Annotated in this window: 20 protein-coding genes; 13 read left to right on the forward strand and 7 right to left on the reverse strand. The window is 63.5% G+C overall.

The genetic code is table 11. The features are described from left to right. Positions 1-63 precede the first annotated feature (63 nt). Positions 64-837: an enoyl-CoA hydratase gene (locus ABIE33_RS06570; protein WP_429122823.1), complete on the reverse strand. Its 774-nt coding sequence runs from the start codon at positions 835-837 to the stop codon at positions 64-66. A gap of 53 nt (positions 838-890) precedes the next feature. Further along, a complete protein-coding gene (gene mutM, locus ABIE33_RS06575; protein WP_429122826.1) occupies positions 891-1,781 on the reverse strand; it encodes a bifunctional DNA-formamidopyrimidine glycosylase/DNA-(apurinic or apyrimidinic site) lyase in 891 nt (296 codons plus the stop codon). Between the two features lie 198 nt (positions 1,782-1,979). On the opposite strand from mutM, the gene ubiE reads away from it, so the two are divergent. The 8 genes from ubiE to ABIE33_RS06615 all read left to right on the forward strand — a co-directional run bounded on the left by ubiE (position 1,980) and on the right by ABIE33_RS06615 (position 9,554). After that, entirely contained in the window at positions 1,980-2,756 is a 777-nt protein-coding gene (gene ubiE / locus ABIE33_RS06580) for a bifunctional demethylmenaquinone methyltransferase/2-methoxy-6-polyprenyl-1,4-benzoquinol methylase UbiE (protein ID WP_429122829.1), read from the forward strand. Between the two features lie 4 nt (positions 2,757-2,760). Beyond that, positions 2,761-4,335 (forward strand): 2-polyprenylphenol 6-hydroxylase, encoded by a 1,575-nt coding sequence (gene ubiB / locus ABIE33_RS06585; protein ID WP_429122832.1) that lies wholly within the window; start codon positions 2,761-2,763, stop codon positions 4,333-4,335. Positions 4,336-4,662: 327 nt separating this feature from the next. Further along, positions 4,663-5,172: a GNAT family N-acetyltransferase gene (locus ABIE33_RS06590; protein WP_429122835.1), complete on the forward strand. Its 510-nt coding sequence runs from the start codon at positions 4,663-4,665 to the stop codon at positions 5,170-5,172. Between the two features lie 166 nt (positions 5,173-5,338). Then, a complete protein-coding gene (locus ABIE33_RS06595) occupies positions 5,339-5,596 on the forward strand; it encodes a hypothetical protein (RefSeq protein ID WP_429122838.1) in 258 nt (85 codons plus the stop codon). A gap of 176 nt (positions 5,597-5,772) precedes the next feature. Beyond that, entirely contained in the window at positions 5,773-6,552 is a 780-nt protein-coding gene (locus ABIE33_RS06600; RefSeq protein ID WP_429123156.1) for an SDR family oxidoreductase, read from the forward strand. A gap of 342 nt (positions 6,553-6,894) precedes the next feature. Then, positions 6,895-7,473, forward strand: coding sequence for an ankyrin repeat domain-containing protein (locus ABIE33_RS06605; RefSeq protein ID WP_429123158.1), 579 nt, complete (start codon positions 6,895-6,897; stop codon positions 7,471-7,473). A gap of 14 nt (positions 7,474-7,487) precedes the next feature. Continuing rightward, positions 7,488-7,958, forward strand: a complete 471-nt coding sequence (locus ABIE33_RS06610) for a nucleoside deaminase (protein ID WP_429122841.1) — start codon at positions 7,488-7,490, stop codon at positions 7,956-7,958. 282 nt (positions 7,959-8,240) lie between these two features. After that, positions 8,241-9,554 (forward strand): MFS transporter, encoded by a 1,314-nt coding sequence (locus ABIE33_RS06615; RefSeq protein WP_429122844.1) that lies wholly within the window; start codon positions 8,241-8,243, stop codon positions 9,552-9,554. 76 nt (positions 9,555-9,630) lie between these two features. Here ABIE33_RS06615 and ABIE33_RS06620 read toward each other — a convergent pair whose 3' ends face one another. Next, positions 9,631-9,783, reverse strand: a complete 153-nt coding sequence (locus ABIE33_RS06620) for a hypothetical protein (protein ID WP_429122847.1) — start codon at positions 9,781-9,783, stop codon at positions 9,631-9,633. Positions 9,784-9,957: 174 nt separating this feature from the next. Between ABIE33_RS06620 and ABIE33_RS06625 the strand changes: the two genes are divergently transcribed. Continuing rightward, a complete protein-coding gene (locus ABIE33_RS06625; RefSeq protein WP_429122849.1) occupies positions 9,958-10,860 on the forward strand; it encodes a cation diffusion facilitator family transporter in 903 nt (300 codons plus the stop codon). Positions 10,861-10,878: 18 nt separating this feature from the next. Here ABIE33_RS06625 and ABIE33_RS06630 read toward each other — a convergent pair whose 3' ends face one another. The 3 genes from ABIE33_RS06630 to ABIE33_RS06640 form a co-directional block, all read right to left on the reverse strand. Then, positions 10,879-12,492 (reverse strand): ABC-F family ATP-binding cassette domain-containing protein, encoded by a 1,614-nt coding sequence (locus ABIE33_RS06630; protein WP_429122852.1) that lies wholly within the window; start codon positions 12,490-12,492, stop codon positions 10,879-10,881. A 353-nt stretch (positions 12,493-12,845) separates the two neighbouring features. Then, on the reverse strand, positions 12,846-12,968 hold the full coding sequence (locus tag ABIE33_RS06635) for a hypothetical protein (RefSeq protein ID WP_429122855.1): 123 nt from the start codon (positions 12,966-12,968) through the stop codon (positions 12,846-12,848). 164 nt (positions 12,969-13,132) lie between these two features. Beyond that, complete coding sequence (locus ABIE33_RS06640) at positions 13,133-13,324, reverse strand: hypothetical protein (RefSeq protein ID WP_429122857.1); 192 nt, start codon at positions 13,322-13,324, stop codon at positions 13,133-13,135. 388 nt (positions 13,325-13,712) lie between these two features. Here ABIE33_RS06640 and coaBC point away from each other — a divergent pair, with 388 nt between their 5' ends. Then, positions 13,713-14,933, forward strand: a complete 1,221-nt coding sequence (coaBC, locus tag ABIE33_RS06645) for a bifunctional phosphopantothenoylcysteine decarboxylase/phosphopantothenate--cysteine ligase CoaBC (RefSeq protein WP_429122860.1) — start codon at positions 13,713-13,715, stop codon at positions 14,931-14,933. Between the two features lie 229 nt (positions 14,934-15,162). Here coaBC and ABIE33_RS06650 read toward each other — a convergent pair whose 3' ends face one another. Continuing rightward, a complete protein-coding gene (locus ABIE33_RS06650; RefSeq protein ID WP_429122862.1) occupies positions 15,163-15,969 on the reverse strand; it encodes a class II glutamine amidotransferase in 807 nt (268 codons plus the stop codon). A gap of 278 nt (positions 15,970-16,247) precedes the next feature. Here ABIE33_RS06650 and ABIE33_RS06655 point away from each other — a divergent pair, with 278 nt between their 5' ends. The 3 genes from ABIE33_RS06655 to ABIE33_RS06665 all read left to right on the forward strand — a co-directional run bounded on the left by ABIE33_RS06655 (position 16,248) and on the right by ABIE33_RS06665 (position 20,412). Then, positions 16,248-17,378 carry a Gfo/Idh/MocA family protein gene (locus ABIE33_RS06655; protein ID WP_429122865.1) on the forward strand — a complete coding sequence of 377 codons (1,131 nt, stop codon included), beginning with the start codon at positions 16,248-16,250 and terminating at the stop codon, positions 17,376-17,378. Between the two features lie 117 nt (positions 17,379-17,495). Further along, positions 17,496-18,359, forward strand: coding sequence for a MurR/RpiR family transcriptional regulator (locus tag ABIE33_RS06660; protein WP_429122868.1), 864 nt, complete (start codon positions 17,496-17,498; stop codon positions 18,357-18,359). Between the two features lie 115 nt (positions 18,360-18,474). After that, positions 18,475-20,412: a bifunctional 5-dehydro-2-deoxygluconokinase/5-dehydro-2-deoxyphosphogluconate aldolase gene (locus ABIE33_RS06665; protein WP_429122871.1), complete on the forward strand. Its 1,938-nt coding sequence runs from the start codon at positions 18,475-18,477 to the stop codon at positions 20,410-20,412. Positions 20,413-20,494 lie beyond the last annotated feature (82 nt).

The following is a 20,494-nucleotide window of genomic DNA, read 5'->3' on the forward strand; positions in this document are numbered from 1 at the left end:
ATAGCGAGAAACAGCCGCCCCGTCAACGCGCAATTTGGAGAAAACTGCGCGCCGCCCGTTGATCTACCTGTGTTTGAACTCCGCCTTGCGCTTCCCCGCAAAGGCGGCCATGCCTTCCTTCTGGTCTTCCGTCGCAAACAGCGAGTGGAAAAGCCGGCGCTCGAACCGCAAGCCTTCGGCAAGCGTGACCTCCAGCGAGCGATTGACGGCCTCCTTGGCCATCATCACCGCCGGCAGCGAGAACGACGCGATCTTCTCGGCAGCGGCAAGCGCTTCCTCCATCAATTTCTCCGGCGCCACCACACGCGAAACGAGTCCTGCGCGCTCAGCCTCGGTCGCATCCATCATCCGTCCGGTCAGCACCAGGTCCATGGCTTTCGCCTTGCCGACGGCACGGGTAAGGCGCTGCGAACCGCCCATACCAGGGATGACGCCGAGGGTGATTTCCGGCTGGCCGAACTTTGCAGTCTCGGAGGCGATGATGAAGTCGCACATCATCGCCAGTTCGCAGCCGCCGCCGAGGGCATAGCCGGAAACGGCTGCAATGACCGGCTTGCGGGCGGCTGCCACCTGATCCCAGCCGCCGATGAAGTCGCCCAGATAGCTTTCGACGAAGTCCAGCGTCTGCATCTCCTTGATGTCGGCGCCGGCCGCAAAGGCCTTCTCCGAACCGGTGATGACGACGGCGCCGATCTCCTTATCGGCATCGAATGCCTTCAGCACCGCGGCGAGCTCGCGCATAACGGTCGAGTTCAGCGCATTCAGTGCCTGCGGGCGATTGAGCGTGACCAGGCCCACGCGTCCGCGTGTCTCGACCAGCAGCGTCTCATAACTCATTCTCGTCTCCTCCGAATTCGTGTCAGCGGCCGGGGCCTTCAGGACCCGGATGTTCACTTCTGGCAGCGCGGGCAATGGAACGTCGAGCGCCCCGCCTGCACGATGCGGGCGACCGTACCGCCGCAACCCGGCGTGCGGCAAGCCTCCCCTTCCCGGTCATAGACGGAAAAGGAATGCTGGAAATAGCCGAGCGATCCGTCGGCCTGGATATGATCCTTGAGCGACGAGCCGCCCGCCGCAATGGCGTCGGCAATGACCTCGCGGATGGCAATGGTCAGGCCCTGCAGCTCCGGCTTGGCCTGACCGCTCTTGTCGACAAGCGCGCCGGCCGGCTTCAGGGGCGACAGACCCGAGCGCCAGAGCGCTTCGCACACATATATATTGCCGAGGCCGGCAATATTCTTCTGGTCGAGCAGGGCTGCCTTCAGCGGCTGCGCCTTGCCGGCAAAGCGCCCGGCGAGATAGGCGGCATCGAGCGCGTTGCCGGTCGGCTCCTCCCCGAGCGCGCGGAAGAAGGCATGGGCTGAGACCGTATCGCGGCGGGCGAGATCCATGAAACCGAAACGGCGCGGATCGTTATAGATGACCCGGGCCGAGCCGGCCGCACCTTCCAGGTGGAAGATCACGTGATCGTGTTTCTCGTCCTTGCCGCGCGGGTGGTGAAATTCGCCCGGCGTTTCCGGCAGCGCACCCTGCTCGATGCGGAACGAGCCCGACATGCCGAGATGGGCAATGATGACGTCACCGGCCTCCAGATCGATCATCAGATACTTTGCCCGGCGCGACAGCGAGACTATGCGCTGGCCGGCAACAGTGGCTGCAAAATTGACAGGAAAGGGAAAACGCAGATCCGGCCGACGCAGTTCTGCATTGACGAGGAGCGCGCCTTCCATGGTCGGCGCGAGGCCTCGTTTTACCGTTTCGACCTCCGGCAATTCCGGCATGCGTCGTCTCCTTTTTTCTCAGCCATCACGGGCCTGGCTTTCTTAACCACCATAAGCCCGGCGGTTGGCATTTCCTTGGCGGGCTACTTATCCTATAGGGGTGCGCTATGCCGCAGCCATGGCCCCGCCCCCGAGATAGCGCGGGTCGGGCGATTTCGCTATGGTGCCGGCAAAATTGGTTCAGGTGGAGTTCTTCGTATGACGGATCAGCGGGTATCGGCCAATGGCGGCATGGAAACCTCCTTCGGTTTCCGCAACGTCGGTACGGGCGAAAAGCAGCCGCTCGTCAACGACGTCTTCCATAAGGTGGCCAAGCGCTACGACATCATGAACGATGTGATGTCGGCCGGGCTGCATCGCGCCTGGAAGGATGCGATGATCGCCGCGCTCAATCCGCCGCGCCGCGAGGGCTACAGGACGCTCGACGTTGCCGGCGGTACCGGCGATATCGCCTTCCGCATCATCGAAGCCTCCGACCGCAAGGCGCATTCGACGGTTCTGGACATCAACGGCTCGATGCTCGCCGTCGGTGCGGAGCGGGCGGAAAAGAAGAAGCTTTCGGCCAACCTCGATTTCGTCGAAGCCAATGCCGAGGAACTGCCGTTCGAGGCGAACTCGTTCGACGCCTATACGATCGCCTTCGGCATCCGCAACGTGCCGCGCATCGATGTCGCGCTCAAGGAAGCCCATCGCGTGCTGAAGCGCGGCGGGCGGCTGCTCGTGCTCGAATTCTCCGAAGTGGAGATGCCGCTTCTCGACCGGTTCTACGACGCCTGGTCGTTCAATGCGATCCCGAAGTTCGGCAAGCTGATCACCGGCGACGAAGCGCCCTATCAGTATCTGGTGGAATCGATCCGCAAGTTCCCGAACCAGCGCGATTTTGCCGCCATGATCAAGGAGGCTGGCTTCTCCCGCGTCTCCTTCACCAATTACACCGGCGGCATCGCAGCGCTGCATTCCGGCTGGAAAATCTGATCTTATGAGCACAGCTGGAGCATATGTCCGCCTCGCGCGGATCGGCTGGGTTCTCGTGCGCGAAGGCGTCGTCTCGGCGGTCCCGACCGAACACCTGCCGCCCTTTGCCCGCTTCGCCCAGAAGGCAGCCGGGCTTTTCGCCCGCCGCAAGGTGCCCGGCGAGGAGCGCAGCGATCGGCTGTCGCGCGCCGTCGCCCGTCTCGGCCCGTCCTATGTGAAGATCGGCCAGTTCCTGGCAACCCGTCCCGATGTCGTCGGCGCGGAATTTGCCGCCGACCTGTCGCTGCTGCAGGACCAGATGGCGACGTTCCCGCAGAGCGAGGCCAAGGCCGCCATCGAGGGATCGCTCGGCCGGAAGGTCGAGGACCTCTACGCCGAATTTTCCGAGCCGATGGCGGCCGCCTCGATCGCCCAGGTTCATCCGGCCATCGTCATGCGCGACGGCCAGCCGGACAAGGTGGCCGTCAAGGTCATCCGTCCCGGCGTCCGCCAGCGCTTCGCCTCCGACATCGAGGCGATGTATCTCGTCAGCCACATGCAGGAACGTTTCCTGCCCTACACGCGGCGACTGAGACCGGTCGAGGTCACAAAGACGCTCGAGCAGACGACCAAGATCGAAATGGATCTTCGGCTGGAGGCGGCAGCCCTTTCCGAACTCGGCGAGAACACCAAGGAAGATTCCGGCTTTCGCGTGCCGAAGGTCGATTGGGAACGCACCGGCCGCGACGTCGTCACCATGGAGTGGATCGACGGCGTCAAGATGTCCGATATCGACGGGCTGAAGGCGGCCGGCCACGATCTCGATGCGCTCGCCGATACGCTGATCCAGTCCTTCCTGCGCCACACATTACGCGACGGCTTCTTCCACGCCGACATGCACCAGGGCAACCTGTTCGTCGACGACGTCGGCCATATCGTCGCCGTCGACATGGGCATTGTCGGCCGTCTCGGCAAGAAGGAGCGCCGCTTCCTCGCCGAAATCCTGTTCGGCTTCATCACCCGGGACTACCAGCGCGTCGCCGACGTGCATTTCGAGGCAGGCTACGTGCCCTCGCATCATGATGCCGCGAGCTTCGCCCAGGCGATCCGCGCCATCGGCGAACCGATCCACGGCCAGCCGGCCGAGACCATCTCGATGGCAAAGCTGCTGACGCTGTTGTTCGAGGTGACCGAGCTGTTCGACATGCAGACACGACCCGAGCTGGTCATGCTGCAGAAGACCATGGTCGTCGTCGAAGGCGTCGCCCGCACGCTCAATCCGCGTTTCAACATGTGGAAGGCTTCCGAGCCGGTCGTCGGCAAGTGGATCCGCGACAATCTCGGGCCGAAGCGCATCGTCACCGATCTACGCGACGGCCTGCATGCGGCCCTTCGCCTGGCCGAAGCAGCCCCGGAAATCGCCGCCCGCACGGAAAAATTCTCGAGCGAGATCATGGCCATGAGCGAAAATGGCCTGCGTTTCGATGCCGAGACGGCGCATGCCATCGGGAAGGCCGAGGCACGCCACACCCGTTCCGGCAGGATTGCCCTCTGGCTGATTGCCGCGACGCTTATCTATATCGCCTTTCAGGTGACCTGAGCGCCATCTGCAAACCGGTTGCCGCACCGGCTTGCAATTCCACTGCCGCTTGTTATCGTTCCGGCATGGACAATCGTTCGATGATCGCAATGGTGCTTTGCACGCACGCGCTGGGGTGTGCGGGAGACCATTTGCGTTAAGCGGACTGTCCCCGACCAACCCTGCCGAGGCGAGCAGGGTTTGGTCCTGTTTCCTCGCAGCTACTGCATAATTCCGTAAATCGGATCCGATTTACGGATGAAATTATGCAGCAAGTTAAAAAGCGTTACAGCGTCCTTTGCGCGTCATATTTGACGCGCGGCGCTGTAGTGAGCCTGAGAGGAAACAATGACTGAAGCGACCACCTCCCCGACACTGAAGATCCGAGCGGCGCGCATCGTCGATTGGGAAGCGATCGCCGCGCTGATGAGCCAGCCGGGCATCCGCTCCGGCACGCTCCGACTGCCCTATTCGACACCGGAGCAGACGCGCAAGTGGATGGAGGGCCTGTCGGAGGACAACACGGTGATCGTCGCCGAGCGCGACGGCCGGATCATCGGCATGGCCGGCCTGCACCGCAACAAGGGGCGCCGGCGTCACTCCGCGGTGCTCGGCATCAGCGTCGACGACGACCATCGTGGCGAGGGCATTGGTAAGGTGCTGCTGACGGAGTTGATCGATGCCGCCGACAACTGGCTCGGCATCAGCCGCATCGAACTGACCGTCTTTACCGACAACGAGGCGGCGATCGCGCTTTATCGCAAGACCGGGTTCGAACCCGAGGGCACGCACAGGGCCTATGCGCTGCGTAATGGGGTGCTTGCCGACGTGCTGGCGATGGCGCGCATTCGCGGCTGATCGTCGCCGGACGGCGCGGCGGAGAGCTAAAAAACGGCGGCAGGACGTTGAATTCTGCCGCACCTGCAACCCATGTTCCATTCGGAACTGCGAATATTACGCCCCCATGCGATCTTCTCCTCATGGATGACGGGAGTTCATTCCAATCACCGGAGGAGAGAGCATCATGCGCAAGATCATCATCGCAGCGGCCGTCGCAATCACCGCCGCCGTTTCCTTTGCCGCGCCTTCGCAGGCTGGCGGCGTGACGATCGGCTTCGGCAACGGCACCTACGGCCATGGCTGGAGCGGCCAGATCGGTTACGTCGACGGTTACTACGGCGGCGGCTACTACGAATACCGACCCTATTGCTTCATCAAGAAGGTCAGGCGCTACGATCATTACGGCAACGTCTACTACGAGCGCATCCGAATCTGCCGTTAACGGCGGCAAGGGGCGAGGGGCACGAAGCCCGGTCGGTTTCCGGCCGGGCTTTTTGACGTCTGGTCCCTTGCCATCCTGCGTCCGAATTACGCCTTCCGTTCCTCTGCCCCATTGACGCCGCGTCGCTGCCGGGCTCCAAAAGCAGCAACGGAAATCGCATGGGAAGGAAGACAGAAATGGACCTCGGCATCACAGGCAAAAAGGCACTCGTACTCGGCGGCAGCAAGGGGCTTGGACGCGGCATCGCCGAAGCGCTCGCGGTCGAAGGCGTTGCCGTCGCGCTGACCGGTCGCGATGCTGCGTCGCCCGAAAAAGTCGCGGCCGAGATCAGCTCGACCGCCCGCGGTTTTGCACTCGATCTTTCCAGGCCCGAGAGCCTCGATGCGCTGCTCGATCGGCTCGCCGCCGATTTCGGCGCGATCGATATTCTGGTCCTGAACGGCGGCGGGCCGCCGCCGTCGCTTGCGTCCACCATCGAGCCGGATTTCTGGCGGACGCAGTTCGAGACCATGGTGCTGGCCGGCATGCGCATCACCGGCCGGGTCCTGCCCGGCATGAGGGAACGCGGCTTCGGCCGCATCATTGCCGTCGCCTCGACCAGCATCCGCGAACCGATCCCGGGCCTGACGGCCTCCAACGCGCTTCGAAGTGCTGTTGCCGGCTGGCTGAAGACATTGGCCGGCGAAGTCGCCGCCGATGGCGTGACCGTCAACATGCTGTTGCCGGGGCGGCTTGCGACCGATCGCACCTTGAGCTTCGACCGCATGGACGCCGAAAGCGAAGGCGTCGATATCGCGACGGTAGCCGCACGCAGCCAGGCGGATATTCCGATCGGCCGCTATGGAACGCCGGCGGAATTCGGCGCCGCCGCCGCGTTTCTGGCGGGTCGGCCTGCGGCCTATGTGACGGGCGTAGCGCTTCCCGTCGACGGCGGCCTCAGCCGCTCCATGCTCTGAGTTGCCGCGTCAGTCGCCCTGGCCTCTCCTGAAAAGACCGGGAACCGGCTGAAGCAACAGCCGGTTGCCGTTTTTACTGCACTTTTCGCCAGGCATGGCGCTGAAGCGTTTCAACGTGACAGATGAACTTCACCGCAAATTGATGCCGGTTTCAGGGGTTATGCAGTAAACCTGCAGCCGGGCGACGTTTGCCCGGCTGACGACACGACTGGCCATACGACTGGCCATACGACTGGAAAGACAACCATGAACTCACCATCGACCGGGTGGCTGCTCGGGATTGCACTTCTCGCCTCAGCCCTTCTTCCCGCCTCTGCTGGAGCCGCCATGCTTGAAAAGGAAATGATTGCCGCTGCCGCAGCCGGCAATGCCGCCGACCTGCGTGAATTGATCCAGCGCGGAGCCACGCTCGACGCGCGCGACGCGAGCGGCGCGACCGCTTTGCTTATTGCCACGCACGAAAACCGCATCGACGCGGCCCGCGCGCTCATCGAAGCCGGTGCGGATGTCAACGCGAAGGACAAGATTGAGGACAGTCCATACCTCTATGCCGGCGCGCGGGGCCATCTCGAAATCCTGAAACTGACGCTTGAGAACGGCGCCGACCTGAAAAGCACCAATCGTTACGGCGGCACGGCGCTGATCCCTGCGTCCGAACGCGGCCACGTCGAGACGGTGAAGACGCTGATCGAGGCGGGCATCGATGTCGACCACGTCAACCGGCTCGGCTGGACGGCGCTGATCGAAGCCGTCATCCTCGGCACCGGCGGCGAAAAGCATACGGAGATCGTGCGGTTGCTGATCGACGCGGGCGCGAACGTCAATCTTGCCGATCGCGAGGGCGTGAGCCCGCTTACCCACGCCCGGCAACGCGGCTACGGCAAGATCGAAACGCTGCTCGTCGCCGCCGGCGCCCGTTGAGTTCAGGAGGGGATATGGACCAGGAAAAGCGCTTTCTCCGCGAGGCCGTCGCCCTTGCCCGCGCCAATATCGAAAAAGGCGGCCGTCCCTTCGGCGCGGTCGCCGTTCGAAACGGCGAAGTGATCGCCGAAGGCGTCAACGAGATGATCAAGACCGGTGATCCGACGTCGCATGCCGAGATGAACGCCCTTCGCCTCGCGGCAAAGCGCCTCGGCTCGCCCCGGCTTGAAGGCGTTGCAATCTATGCCAGCGGCCAGCCCTGCCCCATGTGCCTTGCGGCCATGCGCATGGCCGGCATCACCGAGATCGCCTACGCCCACTCGAATGCCGACGCTGAGCCGTATGGTCTATCGACAGCGGCGATCTATGCCGAGCTGGCAAAACCTTTGGACGAGCAGTCCATGCGCTTCCGCCATGTGCCGGTCGACGACGCCGAGGCGGTACGGCTCTATGCGGAATGGCAACAAAGGATGAAAAACGACTAACCGTTGCCGGGCGCCGGCAAACGCGCCCTCATCTCCAGACAGGCCTGCCGCGGCCACGACCGGACGAGCCACCGCTGATACGCCTCGCGTGGCGAAGTGGCAGGCAAGCACTCGATGGGGAACCGGCACACATCATCCACGCTCGCCGCCCGATGATTGCTCCACAGTCGCACCCCTTGTCGCGCACACGCGACGGGTGTAATCGCCCAAACGAGATTCCCTTCCCGGCGGCCCAGCGTTCGTCACCGAACATCGGCGGTCGCAAGCCTGCGAGTATCTGCCATGAATGCCTATTCCGAACGTGCGGGTCGCCTGATTGCGCTGCTTCTCATCGGAGGTTCCGGCGTGGTGACGATCGCCAAGGGCATGAGCCTGACCTTCCTGGCGATCCGCCTGCAGAAGGATTTCGGGCTCAGCCCGGCCGGCATCGGCGCCTTGATCGGCGCCGGTCCGCTCATCGGCGCGATGATCAGCCCCTTTGCCGGCACCCTCTCTGACCGCATCGGTCGAAAGGGTGTGCTCACTGCGGCACTTTGCATGGCCGGACTGGCGCTTGCCGGGCTCGGACTGGCCCAATCGATCGCCGCCTTCGCGCTGTGCCATATCGTCTCGGCTGTCGCAGCCGCGGTCTACGAGCCGGTTTCACGCGCCTTGATGAGCGATGCCGCGCCGGCGCATCTGCGCCTGCGGGTGTTTTCCTGGCGCTATCTCGCCATCAATGCCGGCTGGGCGGTCGGGCCGCTGATCGGCGTTTGGATCGGGGCTGCCTATGCGACACTGTTCGTCATTGCCGGTCTCATGCACGCAGCCTTCGGCCTCGTGCTGTTCTTCACCGTGCCCGAAGCGCGCAACGGGCCGATGGCAGATACTGCGGCGGCATCACAGGCGACCGGTGGCTGGCGTGGGCTTGTCGCCGCCCTGCGCGACCGTCGGCTGGTCTTCTTCGTCATCGGCGGCACATTATTGCTGGCCGTGCATGGTCAGTGGTCGGTGACGTTGTCGCAATATCTCAACACCGGATTCGAGGATGGCGTCACCCTCTTCGCGCTCTTGGTTTCGACCAACGCCGCGACGGTGCTGATCGCCAGCACGCCTGCCCGCTTCGTCATTGAAAGCATCGGCGCGCTTCGGGCGCTGTCGCTCGGCTGTTTGCTGTTCCTGCTGGGCGAAATCGGCTTTGCAGCTTCGTCCGGCGTCGAAATGCTCATCGCCTCGATGGTCCTCTTCACCATCGGCGAGGTGCTCGTCGTGCCTTCGGAATATGTGCTCGTCGACGGCATTTCGGATGCCGGCAATCGCGGCACCTACTTCGGCGCACACTCGCTGTCTTCGGTCGGCAACTTCCTTGGACCGCTCATCGGCGGCCTTGCGCTCGGTGCGATCGGCGGCGCCGGTATGTTCCTGCTGTTCGCGTTGATTTCGGCGGCAAGCGCGCTGCTGTTTGCAATCGGCCACGCCATGCCGCCGCCCCGCCCGCAGGCGGCACGTGCGGGCGCGCTCGATGGCAGAACCATCGGCGGAGACCTCCTGCGGCTCAGTCAATTCGCCTACAGCGCCGCGCGTCTTATTAGCGCAAAGGTCGCTGTAGCACTTTGAATTGCTGCATGTTTTTATCCTTAAATCGAATACGATTTAAGGAAACATGCAGTAGGGCCGGAACGGCGACACTCCGTCAACGAGGCGATGGACGGCAGATCCTCGTCACGTGATCCCACCAGGCGTTGATCGAGCGCCAGCGTGCGATATCCTTGGCGGGGTGCGACGCTCCCCATCCCACAAGCCCATCGCGGCGCAAGCGGCGATATTCCCGTTCGTAGTCGTCCATGCTTGGGCTTCTCGGTCGCATCCCTGATGGCCACAACGCGCTTTGCGGGCAATTCCTGCCGCGTTTGCTCGTCATTGGGAGACGCTACCATCACACGATCTGAGATCTCGCCGTCACCATTTCGTCACCGGCACCGCCTAAGCACCGCGTCGAAACAGGAGTGAATACAAGATCATGACCACCGCGACCGAACAAACCGTCCTCAAGCGATCGATCGCCGCGACAATCGTCGTCGGTGCGACCGGCGTGCTCTTCGGCCTGTTGTCCGGATCGGTGTCGATCGTGTTCGACGGCGTGTTTTCCGCGGTCGACGCAGCCATGACGCTGCTGGCGCTGGGGGTGACACGGCTGATCCCGAGGGAAAGCAGCCGGTTTCAGATGGGCTTCTGGCATATCGAGCCGATGGTCCTGTTGCTCAACGCCGGCCTGCTCGCCACGCTTTCGTTCTACGCCCTCATCAACGCCGTCGACTCGCTGCTGTCGGGTGGTCGCCAACTCGCCTTCGACTGGGCGATCGCCTATGCCGCGGTCGTCGTTGTCATCTGCATCGTGTTGTTTATCTACGGGCGGCGGGCGAACCGCACGATCGGCTCGGAATTCCTCGCGCTCGATGTGCGCGCCTGGGCGATGTCGGGCACGATCACCGCAGCCCTGCTCGTCGCGTTCGTGGTCGCCGCGATGCTGAAGGGCACCGCCTATGAAGGCTGGACACCCTATGCCGACCCGGCAATCCTGGTCGTTCTGACGCTTTGCCTGATCCCGCTTCCGCTGAAGACCGTTTATGCGGCGCTGAAGGAAATCTTCCTCATCGCTCCCGCCGAACTCGACGAAAAGGTGCGCGAGGCAGCAAGCAACGCTGCAAGCCGCCACGGCTTCTCGGACTACCGCACCTATGTTGCCAAGGTCGGCCGCGCGCGGCTGATCGAGATCTACCTGATCGGATCGGCCGAGACCCGGGTGGACACACTTGCGAGCCTCGATGCGATCCGCGCCGAGATCGGCGCGGAAATCGGCGAGGCCGGGCGCGACCGCTGGCTGACGATCGCCTTTACCGGCGACGTGAAATGGGCGCAGTAACGCCCGCCACCACTCCGCCTAACGCGCAGCGGAACGACGGCCTTCCCGCTTCTGAGACAGATCGATCCGCCGCGTTATCCCGATCGCCTCCAGAAACGCCTCGTCGTGGCTGACGACGATGAGCGCCCCGTCGAAGGCCCGTAGCCCCGCCTCCACCGTTTCGATGGAATCGATGTCGAGATGGTTGGTCGGCTCGTCGAGGATCAGGAGCGGCGGCGGGCTGTCGCCGCCAAGAACGCAGGCAAGCCCGGCACGCAGCATCTGGCCGCCGCTCAGACTGGAGACGCGCTGCAGTGCCGCGTCGGCACGGAACATGAATCGCGCGAGCGCCGCCCGGCAGACATTTTCGCCGCCCCCCGGATTGAGCCGGCGGAAATTGTCGCGGATCGAGAGCTCCGGATCGAGCAGGCTCACCTGCTGATCCAGCATGGCGAAGTCCGTCAGCACTCGCACCTGCCCCGACCAGGGGGCGAGCTTGCCTGACATCAGCGACAGAAACGTCGTCTTGCCCGAACCGTTGCGGCCGGTGATCGCCACCCGCTCCGGCCCGGCGACCGTCATGGACAGGTTGGCGAGCACCGGACGGTCCGGGACGTAGCCGGCGCTCACGTCATCGACCTGAAGAACGACACGGCCGGGCGGAAGCCCGGTCGAAGGCAACCGGACCGAAAACGGCTGGAGGATCTCGATGCGTTCGCGAGCAGCAGCGAGATCGCCGAGCGCCTGATCGCGTCGGCGTTCGGCAAGGCGCGCATTATCACCGCCGGTCTTCTCGCTGCGTTCCTTCTTCGCATCCAGCAATAGAAGCGGCTGGTCGCCCTTGGCACGCTTGCTGCGACCGGCGCCATCCTTGCGGGCCTTGCGCTCCGCGATCTCCTGCGTCTTGCGGTCGACCTCGGCAAGACGCCGTTCCGCGTCGGCAAGGTCGTGCCGGGCCGAGGCGAGTTCGATCGCCTTGCGCTCGCGATAGTGACTCCAGTTGCCGCCATAGCTGGTGGCGCCGAGAGAGGTGAGCTCCACGATCGAATCCATCGTATCAAGCAGCTCGCGATCGTGGCTGACGACGATGGCGCCGCCGCGCCAGTTCGCCATCAGTTCGATGACCGCTTCGCGCCCGGTGCGATCGAGATTGTTGGTGGGTTCATCGAGCAGGATGAAATCGGGATCGGTAAAGACCAGCGCCGCCAGCTTGGCACGGGTCAGCTGCCCGCCGGAAAGCGATGAGAGCGGCGTCTGTGCCTCTGCCGCAAGACCGAGGCGGGCAAGAGCGGCTTCCAGCCGCGCCTCCAGCGTCCAGTCGGCGATCGACAGTTCGTCGATACTGGCAGCGCCTTCCTCCGCGCGGCTGAGAAGCGCCAACGCATCGGCAATGCCGAAGAGTTCGGCGACGGTTTCGTGTTCGGCGACCTGCACCGTCTGGCGCAGGATGCCGAGGCTGCCGTCGACCGAGGCTGCGCCGGCCTGCGGCTGGAGCGTTCCGGCAATCAGCTTCAAAAGCGTGCTTTTGCCGACGCCATTGCGCCCGACGAGACCCGAGCGCGCCGGGCCGAACGTCAGGCTCAGATCGGAAAAGAGGCTGCGGCCGTCAGGCGTGGACCAGGTGAGATGGGAGAGTGAGATCGAAACAGGCATGGATACAGATTTCCCTGATGGCAAAAAGTGTGGGCTTTGCTGTCAGGTGGAAATCCATCGCTGCGTGTATCCTGTGGTCATTTCTATCGTCGTAAAGATAGCAGCGATCGTGTTTTCTTCAAGGCAAGGATGCCATAGCCTCGCGACGCCAACCGCGAGCCAGTGGCCGCTGCTCTGTCTTTTTCCGTTGGGGAAGCACTCCTCGCATCCGTAAATCCCACATTCTGCTTGCCTTGAAGCCGATCCAGCCGCGTTCGGCACTGATCGATTGGAGAGGGGGTTGGAACACGAACGGCGTGGGCGGCACACGAGCGTGGGCCCGGTCGGGGGCAGAGGATGCCGCCTTTGGACAACTACCAGGCGAGGCCGTTCAGTGTGATGAGCACGATCACCAGCAAGGACAGGACGAGCGACATCTTGATTGCGGCAAGCGTGTAATCATAGCGGCGAATATGCGTTGCGAAGGTATGAAGCATGGCATTCTCCCTGGCGTCGAAGTGCCCAACGGCCATTGGGCCTGGGCCACGCGATCGCCTGCGTGTCGTCTTGTGAGGTGCGCTATTGCAAGCCGCGCAGAAATCTCGCGCGGCGTCTGCAATGCGTTTTAGCGGCTGAGGACGCCAGATCCGCCGGTTCGCGGCTATTGGCCTAGGGGCGGCCGGCCTTCGATACGACTGTGGTGCAAGTCCATGAGACGGGCCAGGATTGCCTCCGCCTCTTCGCGATCAAGCGTCGGGTATCGTACCCGGACGGCATCCCGAAAAACATCGGCAACCATCGGGAAGTCCTTGGCAAGGATCGGTCGCCCACGAAATCCGTCGATGGGGTGCATCACGCGATCTCCTCTGTTGGGGCGAAAGCGTAACGATCTCTCAGCCACCGACGCCCGTTCGATCGGTCGATGATGGATGTACTATGCGCCTTCGGCTGTGAGATACCAAGGGATATTCGCCGCTCCAAGGGAACGCGGCCAGGATCGCCTGATCTGCTGCCGCCGTACGATGGTTGCCGAACGCCTCGCAGAGCGCGCGCAGCCCTCACCCCCAACGCCTGCGATTGAGGCGTTCCGCCCAGACACGTTGCGCCGGATGAAACGCTCAAGTAGGGTCGCCGCCAACCACATCCCTCCACCGACAAACCCGCTGGAAGGATGCGGTCGAACACACGGGATTGACCGGCGAAAATGCCGGGAAAGAAGGCGGCCGAAGGGCCGGGACGCGATGACACTGTCGGGCAAACGCATTCTCCTGATCATTTCCGGCGGCATTGCGGCCTATAAGAGCCTGGACCTTATCCGCCGCCTGCGCGAGCGCGGCGCCAGGGTCCGCCCTGTCATGACCGCCGGTGCGCAACAGTTCGTGACACCGCTTGCCGTCGGCGCGCTCTCCGCCTCGCATGTCTATCTCGATCTGTTTTCGCGCGAGGACGAGCAGGATGTCGGCCATATCCGCCTGGCGCGCGAATGCGATCTCATCGTCGTCGCGCCTGCGACCGCAGACCTGATGGCGAAGATGGCAAACGGCCATGCCGACGATCTTGCCTCGACCATCCTGCTTGCCACCGACCGTCCGGTGTTGGTCGCACCGGCGATGAACCCAAAGATGTGGGCGCATCCGGCAACCCGGCGCAACCGCGCGACGCTTGCCACCGACGGCATCCGTTTCATCGGCCCGGAAGCCGGCGAAATGGCGGAAGGCGGCGAAGCTGGAGAAGGGCGGATGAGCGAGCCGCTGGCGATCGTCGCTGCCGTGGAGAACCTGCTTTCCGGTGGACCGAAGCCGCTTGCCGGACGCAAGGCGGTGGTGACATCAGGCCCGACGCACGAGCCGATCGACCCGGTGCGCTATATCGCCAACCGGTCCTCCGGCAAGCAGGGCCACGCCATCGCTGCGGCACTCGCCAGGCTCGGTGCAGACGTGACGCTGGTTTCCGGCCCGGTGACGATCCCCGATCCGTCTGGTGTCAAAATGATCCATGTGGAGCGCGCCGAGGAGATGCGCGATGCGGTGCTCACGGCCCTTCCGGCCGACGTCGCAGTGATGGTTGCGGCCGTTGCCGACTGGCGGGTGGCCAGTGCCGCCGGCAACAAGATCAAGAAGAAGCCGGGCGCAGCGCCGCCACCGCTCGAACTGGCAGAGAACCCGGACATCCTCAAGACGGTCGGCCATCATGCCGACCGGCCGAAGCTCGTCGTCGGCTTTGCCGCCGAGACGGAAAACGTTGCCGACAACGGCCGCTCCAAGCTCGAACGCAAGGGCGCCGACTATATCCTCGCCAACGACGTCTCGCCGGCGACCGGCATCATGGGCGGCGACCGCAACCGGGTGAAGCTGATCTCGGCCGACGGCAACGACGACTGGCCGGAGATGGACAAGGAAGCCGTTGCAGAAAAGCTCGCCGCATTGATTGCGGCCGAGCTGGAGCGCAAAGGACGGGGCTGATCAATCGGCCAATTGGCGCAAAGCCCCTCACCATAACCCTCTCCCCGCAAGCGGGGCGACGGGACTTGCCCTGCGCGAGAGAAGCGTTCGCAATGGATTGATGGGTTCGGTGAGAGTGCGACATATCCCTTCTCCCGCCTGCGGGGAGAAGGTCGCGGCAGCGGGATGAGGGGCAGCGACAGCGTAGCGAATCATGCGGTCGCCTTCGTCCGCCAGGCAGGATGACGGCTCAGGCCGAACGATACTTCCGCACCGGCGCCCCTTGCGTCGAGAACAGCCGAACGTCGACGCCGTTTTCGCCGACGATCACGGCCGTGCCGTCGGGGATTTCGACCCAGGCGCCGTCGTCGTCATTGAGCGGTTCGGAGACAAGACAGTAACCGCCGCTTGGGCCCATGGGTGCTGCGTAGAGCGTCGGCGCCTTCCAGTCGGAGGCGTAGCGCACCGCATAGAGATCGTGGCCGTCGGAGAAGGCGGCGGTGAAGCGCACCAGAACCTGGCGCTCCAGATGTTCGGCAAGCTGTTCGATGAAGGCCAGCGCCTCGGCGATGGCGCCAAGCGGATTGTGGTCGAGACCAAACTGCATGGCGAGCAGGAACAGAAGCTCGGAATCCGTCGTGCCGGTGCGCGCCGAATAGAGGTCGTTGTCGAGCATGCTCTCCATCGGCCGGCGCAAATGCTCGAAATCACCGATCTGGCCGTTGTGCATGAAGGACCAGCGGCCGAAGACGAAGGGATGACAGTTGTCGCGCCGTGTGCCGCCGCCGGTCGACGCCCGCACATGGGCAAGGAATAGCGGCGAGCGGATCTGGCGGGCGATGCTCTTCAGATTGCAGTCGGACCAGGCGGGAAGGATATCGCGGTAGCGTCCGGGCTCCGGGTGGTCACCGTACCAGGCAATGCCGAAGCCGTCGCCGTTGGTCGCCGTCTTTGCCCGCGTGGCGCAATGGGACTGCTCGATCAGCGAGTGCGCCGGAGAGGTCACCAGTTCCTCGAGATAGAGCGGCTCCCCGCGATAGGCTGCCCAGCGGCACATGCTGACATCACTCCGGCTTCGCCCCGTTCATACGGATGCGATTCGTTAACCATGAGGGATGTTCCGACGAAACATGGTAAAAATGCGTTAACAAATTCGTCCAGGCTCTGGCGAGAGAGTATCTTTGGCGACCCGGTCGCGCTGTCTCGACCGGAACACGGGCCAATGTCTCTTTATCGCACCAACGTATTTTCGAACAAATATTCCATATTGACAAATCCTGCACATTTCATTTCATTCCGAGCCACGACACAGGTCGTTGACCCCGGAGGAATGGCATGAGCAGCAAGAAAAAACTGGGCGTCGGCCTGATCGGCACGGGCTTCATGGGCAAGGCGCATGCGCTTGGCTTCACCATCGCCGCGCGGGTGTTCGACCTGCCTTTCGAGCTTGACCTGGTTTCGGTTGCCGATGTGACCACCGACAGCGCGGAAAACGCACGCCGGCGCCTCGGCTTTCGCAAGGCGACGGTGGACTGGCGCGAACTTTTGACCGACCCCGACATCGACATCATCGACATCACCACGCCGAACCTTCTGCACAAGGAGATGGCGATGGCGGCGATCGCCCATGGCAAGCACGTCTATTGCGAGAAACCGCTGGCACCGACGGTCGCCGATTGCGCCGAAATGGTCGCGGCTGCGGAAAAGGCCGGTGTCATTACTCAGGTCGGGTTCAACTACCTGAAGAACCCGCTGATCTTCCTCGCCAAGGACATCATCGAAAGCGGCGAGATCGGCGAGATCCGCTCCATGCGCGGCGTCCACGCCGAAGACTTCATGGCCGATGCCTCGGTGCCGTGGGGCTGGCGGTTGAACCCGGCAAGCGGCGGCGGAGCGCTTGCCGATATCGGCAGCCACATCATCGCCTCCATGCGTCATCTCGTCGGCCCGATTCAATCGGTGCTGGCCGAAACCATCATCCAGATCCCTGAGCGTCCCGTCTCTGCCGGTGCGAGCGAGATGCGCGCCGTCGAGGTCGATGACATCACCCGCGCCTTCGTGCGCTTCGAAAACGGCGCAACCGGCAGCTTCGAGGCAAACTGGATCGCCACCGGCCGCAAGATGCAGCACGATTTCGAGATCTACGGTTCCAAGGGCAGCATCGTCTTCACCCAGGAGCGCTTGAACGAGATCCGCGTCTATTACACCGGCGACGATATCCGCACCCGCGGCTTCCGCACCATCTGGGCCGGACCAGAGCATCCGCCTTACGGCGCCTTCTGCGTCGCCCCCGGCCACCAGATCGGCTTCAACGATCTGAAGGCCATCGAGGTCAATGAGTTTCTGCAGGCGATCGCCAAGGGCAAATCGCCATCGACCGATTTTCGCGAAGGCTACGAAGTCCAGAAGGTGCTGTCGGCCACCTACCAGTCGGCAAAGACCAATGAATGGGTGCAGATCGGCTGACGAAAGGCCGAAAATGGAAAAAGCGAAAAAAAATGGAATGCCTGTTCTATCCCAGACGTCGCTGATCGATTAGTGTGAGGTCATAAAGCAACGCGCTCAGACTGGAAACGGACAAGAATGGCAACGCCTGAAACGACGACGGAGGTTCCGCAGGATTTCGAAGCGCTGAAGGCGGTCATTCTGGAGCGAAAGGCGCAACTGCCGAAACGGCTGAAGCAGGTGGCCGCCTATTCGCTCGACAATCCCGACGAGATTGCCTTCGGCACCGCCGCAAGCATCGCCACCTCGGCCGACGTCCAGCCGTCGACCCTGGTGCGTTTTGCCCAGCACTTCGGCTTCGAGGGCTTCTCCAGCCTGCAGCAGATTTTCCGCGCCCGCCTGCGCGAGCGCACGCCCGCCTATGAGGACCGGCTGAAGGCGCTCAGCGAAAACGAGCACAGCAAGCTCGAGAGCGAGTCGATCTTCAACGGTTTCGTCGCCGCGGCCCACCGCTCGCTCGACAACATCGCGACCTCGGTCGACCCGGAAGCCTTCGAGCGCGCGGTCGATATCCTCGCCAAGGCCGAAACGATCTACCTGATCGCCAAGCGCCGCTCCTATCCGATCTCCAGCTACATGGCATATGCCTTCGGCAAGCTGAAGGTAAAGTACCAGCTGGTCGGAACCGCCGCCGGCATCGACGATGACATGCTGGCGATGGCAGGAAAGAACGATGCCGCGTTTGCGGTCAGCTTCTCTCCCTACGCCTCCGAAAGCGCCACCCAGGCGCGACTGCTCGCCGAGCGCAAGGTGCCGGTGGTGTCGCTGACGGACTCGGCATTCTCGCCGCTCGCCGAATCCTCCAAGGTCTGGTTCGAACTGGTCGAGGCCGACCATGCCGGATTCCGCTCGCTGTCCGCCAGCATGGCCTTTGCCATGGCGCTGACGGTCGCCATTGCCGAAAAGCGCCACCGCCTGTTGGAAGAGGCGCGGACGGAATAGAACGGATAGAATGAAAATTCTATATTGACGAAACGCCGGAATTTATGTTTCATACCTGCATCACCCACAGAACGAGAATGGTCGGGGCCGCAAAGGCGTCCGCGGGGAGGAAGCAGTGAGCCAGAACGTTTCGTCACAGGGAGCAAAGCCGCTCGACCTCATCACCATAGGCCGGGCCTCGGTCGACCTATACGGCCAGCAGATCGGCACCCGCCTCGAAGACGTGGCGAGCTTTGCCAAATCGGTCGGCGGCTGCCCCTGCAACATCTCCGTCGGCACGGCGCGCCTCGGGCTGAAGTCGGCGCTGCTCACCCGCGTCGGCGATGAGCAGATGGGCCGCTTCATCCGGGAGCAGCTGACCCGCGAAGGCGTCGAGACCCGCGGCATCGTCACCGACCCGGAGCGCCTGACGGCGCTGGCCATCCTCGCCGTCGAGAACGACAAGTCCTTCCCGCTGCTGTTCTACCGCGACAACTGCGCCGACAACGCGCTGTGCGAAGACGACGTTTCCGAAGAGTTCATCCGCTCGGCACGGGCGATCCTCGTTTCCGGCACGCATTTTTCCAAACCCAACACCGATGCGGCGCAGCGCAAGGCGATGCGCATTGCCAAGGAAAACGGCGCAAGGATCGTCTTCGACATCGATTACCGCCCGAACCTCTGGGGCCTCGCCGGCCACGACGCCGGCGAAAGCCGCTACATCGCCTCCGACCGGGTCTCGGCCCACCTCAAGACCGTCCTTGCCGATTGCGACCTCATCGTCGGCACCGAGGAAGAGGTGCTGATCGCGTCGGGCGAAAGCGACCTGCTCCAGGCGCTGAAGACGATCCGGGCGCTGTCGCAGGCGACGATCGTCCTGAAGCGCGGCCCGATGGGTTGCATCGTCTATGACGGCCCGATCTCCGACGATCTCGAAGACGGCATCATTGGCAAAGGCTTCCCGATCGAGGTCTACAATGTGCTCGGAGCCGGCGACGCCTTCATGTCCGGCTTCCTGCGCGGCTGGCTGAGACAAGAACCGCATGCGACCTCGGCCACCTGGGCCAACGCCTGCGGCGCCTTTGCCGTTTCCCGCCTGCTCTGCGCGCCGGAGATCCCGACCTGGACCGAACTGCAGTTCTTCCTGGAAAAGGGCAGCAAGGAACGGGCGCTGCGCAAGGACGAGGCGATCAACCACGTGCATTGGGCAACCACCCGCCGCCGCGACATCCCGCTGTTGATGGCTCTCGCGATCGACCATCGCAGCCAGCTCGAGGATGCGGCCGCAGGCAATCCCGACCTGCTTGCCCGCATTCCCGCCTTCAAGGTTCTGGCGGTCAAGGCCGCCGCGCAAGTTGCTGCCGGCCGCTCCGGCTTCGGCATGCTGATCGACGACAAATACGGCCGCGACGCGCTTTATGCCGCCGGCGCCCACCACGACTTCTGGATCGGCAAGCCGATCGAGCTTCCGGGCTCGCGGCCGCTGCAGTTCGAATTCAGCCAGGATCTCGGTAGCCGCCTGATCGACTGGCCCGTCGACCATTGCATCAAGGTGCTGTCCTTCTACCATCCTGACGATCCGGCCGAGATGAAGGCGACGCAGGTTGCCAAGCTGCGCTCGGCCTTCGAGGCGGCGCGCAAGGTCGGCCGCGAAATCCTGATCGAGATCATCGCCGGCAAACACGGCAAGCTCGACGACCAGACCATTCCGCGCGCGCTCAACGAGCTCTACGATGCCGGCCTCAAGCCCGACTGGTGGAAGCTCGAGCCGCAGGCAAGCCGCAGCGCCTGGGCGGCGATCGATGCGGTCATCGAAGAGCGCGACCCGCTCTGCCGTGGCGTTGTGCTGCTTGGCCTCGAAGCGCCCTATGAGGCGCTGAAGGACGGCTTTGCCGCGGCCCGCACCTCGAAAACGGTGAAGGGTTTTGCCGTCGGCCGCACGATCTTTGCCGATGCCAGCAAGGCCTGGCTCGGCGGCACCATGACCGACGAGCAGGCGATCGCCGACATGGCAGGAAAATTCAAGGCGCTGGTGGATCTCTGGCTGCAGCTGGGTGAAACAAAGGCGGCATAGGATCGGGGCTGGTTCTCGTACCGGCCCCAGTCCAAGCAATGATTCAGTGGGCGAAACGGGATGATTTCGCCACGAGGAGGAA

The sequence above is a fragment of the Ensifer sp. 4252 genome (genome assembly GCF_050434565.1).
GTDB lineage: Bacteria > Pseudomonadota > Alphaproteobacteria > Rhizobiales > Rhizobiaceae > Ensifer.

Excerpts from the sequence above, each read along its gene's own strand:
- ABIE33_RS06610 (WP_429122841.1), top strand. The coding sequence starts at position 7,488 with ATGGACCAGGAAAAGCGCTTTCTCCGCGAGGCCGTCGCCCTTGCCCGC.
- coaBC (WP_429122860.1), top strand. The coding sequence starts at position 13,713 with ATGACACTGTCGGGCAAACGCATTCTCCTGATCATTTCCGGCGGCATT.
- mutM (WP_429122826.1), bottom strand. The coding sequence starts at position 1,781 with ATGCCGGAATTGCCGGAGGTCGAAACGGTAAAACGAGGCCTCGCGCCG.
- ABIE33_RS06600 (WP_429123156.1), top strand. The coding sequence starts at position 5,773 with ATGGACCTCGGCATCACAGGCAAAAAGGCACTCGTACTCGGCGGCAGC.
- ABIE33_RS06655 (WP_429122865.1), top strand. The coding sequence starts at position 16,248 with ATGAGCAGCAAGAAAAAACTGGGCGTCGGCCTGATCGGCACGGGCTTC.
- ABIE33_RS06635 (WP_429122855.1), bottom strand. The coding sequence starts at position 12,968 with ATGCTTCATACCTTCGCAACGCATATTCGCCGCTATGATTACACGCTT.
- ABIE33_RS06605 (WP_429123158.1), top strand. The coding sequence starts at position 6,895 with ATGATTGCCGCTGCCGCAGCCGGCAATGCCGCCGACCTGCGTGAATTG.
- ABIE33_RS06615 (WP_429122844.1), top strand. The coding sequence starts at position 8,241 with ATGAATGCCTATTCCGAACGTGCGGGTCGCCTGATTGCGCTGCTTCTC.
- ABIE33_RS06650 (WP_429122862.1), bottom strand. The coding sequence starts at position 15,969 with ATGTGCCGCTGGGCAGCCTATCGCGGGGAGCCGCTCTATCTCGAGGAA.
- ABIE33_RS06620 (WP_429122847.1), bottom strand. The coding sequence starts at position 9,783 with ATGGACGACTACGAACGGGAATATCGCCGCTTGCGCCGCGATGGGCTT.
- ABIE33_RS06630 (WP_429122852.1), bottom strand. The coding sequence starts at position 12,492 with ATGCCTGTTTCGATCTCACTCTCCCATCTCACCTGGTCCACGCCTGAC.
- ABIE33_RS06640 (WP_429122857.1), bottom strand. The coding sequence starts at position 13,324 with ATGCACCCCATCGACGGATTTCGTGGGCGACCGATCCTTGCCAAGGAC.
- ABIE33_RS06625 (WP_429122849.1), top strand. The coding sequence starts at position 9,958 with ATGACCACCGCGACCGAACAAACCGTCCTCAAGCGATCGATCGCCGCG.
- ubiB (WP_429122832.1), top strand. The coding sequence starts at position 2,761 with ATGAGCACAGCTGGAGCATATGTCCGCCTCGCGCGGATCGGCTGGGTT.
- ABIE33_RS06590 (WP_429122835.1), top strand. The coding sequence starts at position 4,663 with ATGACTGAAGCGACCACCTCCCCGACACTGAAGATCCGAGCGGCGCGC.
- ABIE33_RS06595 (WP_429122838.1), top strand. The coding sequence starts at position 5,339 with ATGCGCAAGATCATCATCGCAGCGGCCGTCGCAATCACCGCCGCCGTT.
- ABIE33_RS06570 (WP_429122823.1), bottom strand. The coding sequence starts at position 837 with ATGAGTTATGAGACGCTGCTGGTCGAGACACGCGGACGCGTGGGCCTG.
- ubiE (WP_429122829.1), top strand. The coding sequence starts at position 1,980 with ATGACGGATCAGCGGGTATCGGCCAATGGCGGCATGGAAACCTCCTTC.
- ABIE33_RS06660 (WP_429122868.1), top strand. The coding sequence starts at position 17,496 with ATGGCAACGCCTGAAACGACGACGGAGGTTCCGCAGGATTTCGAAGCG.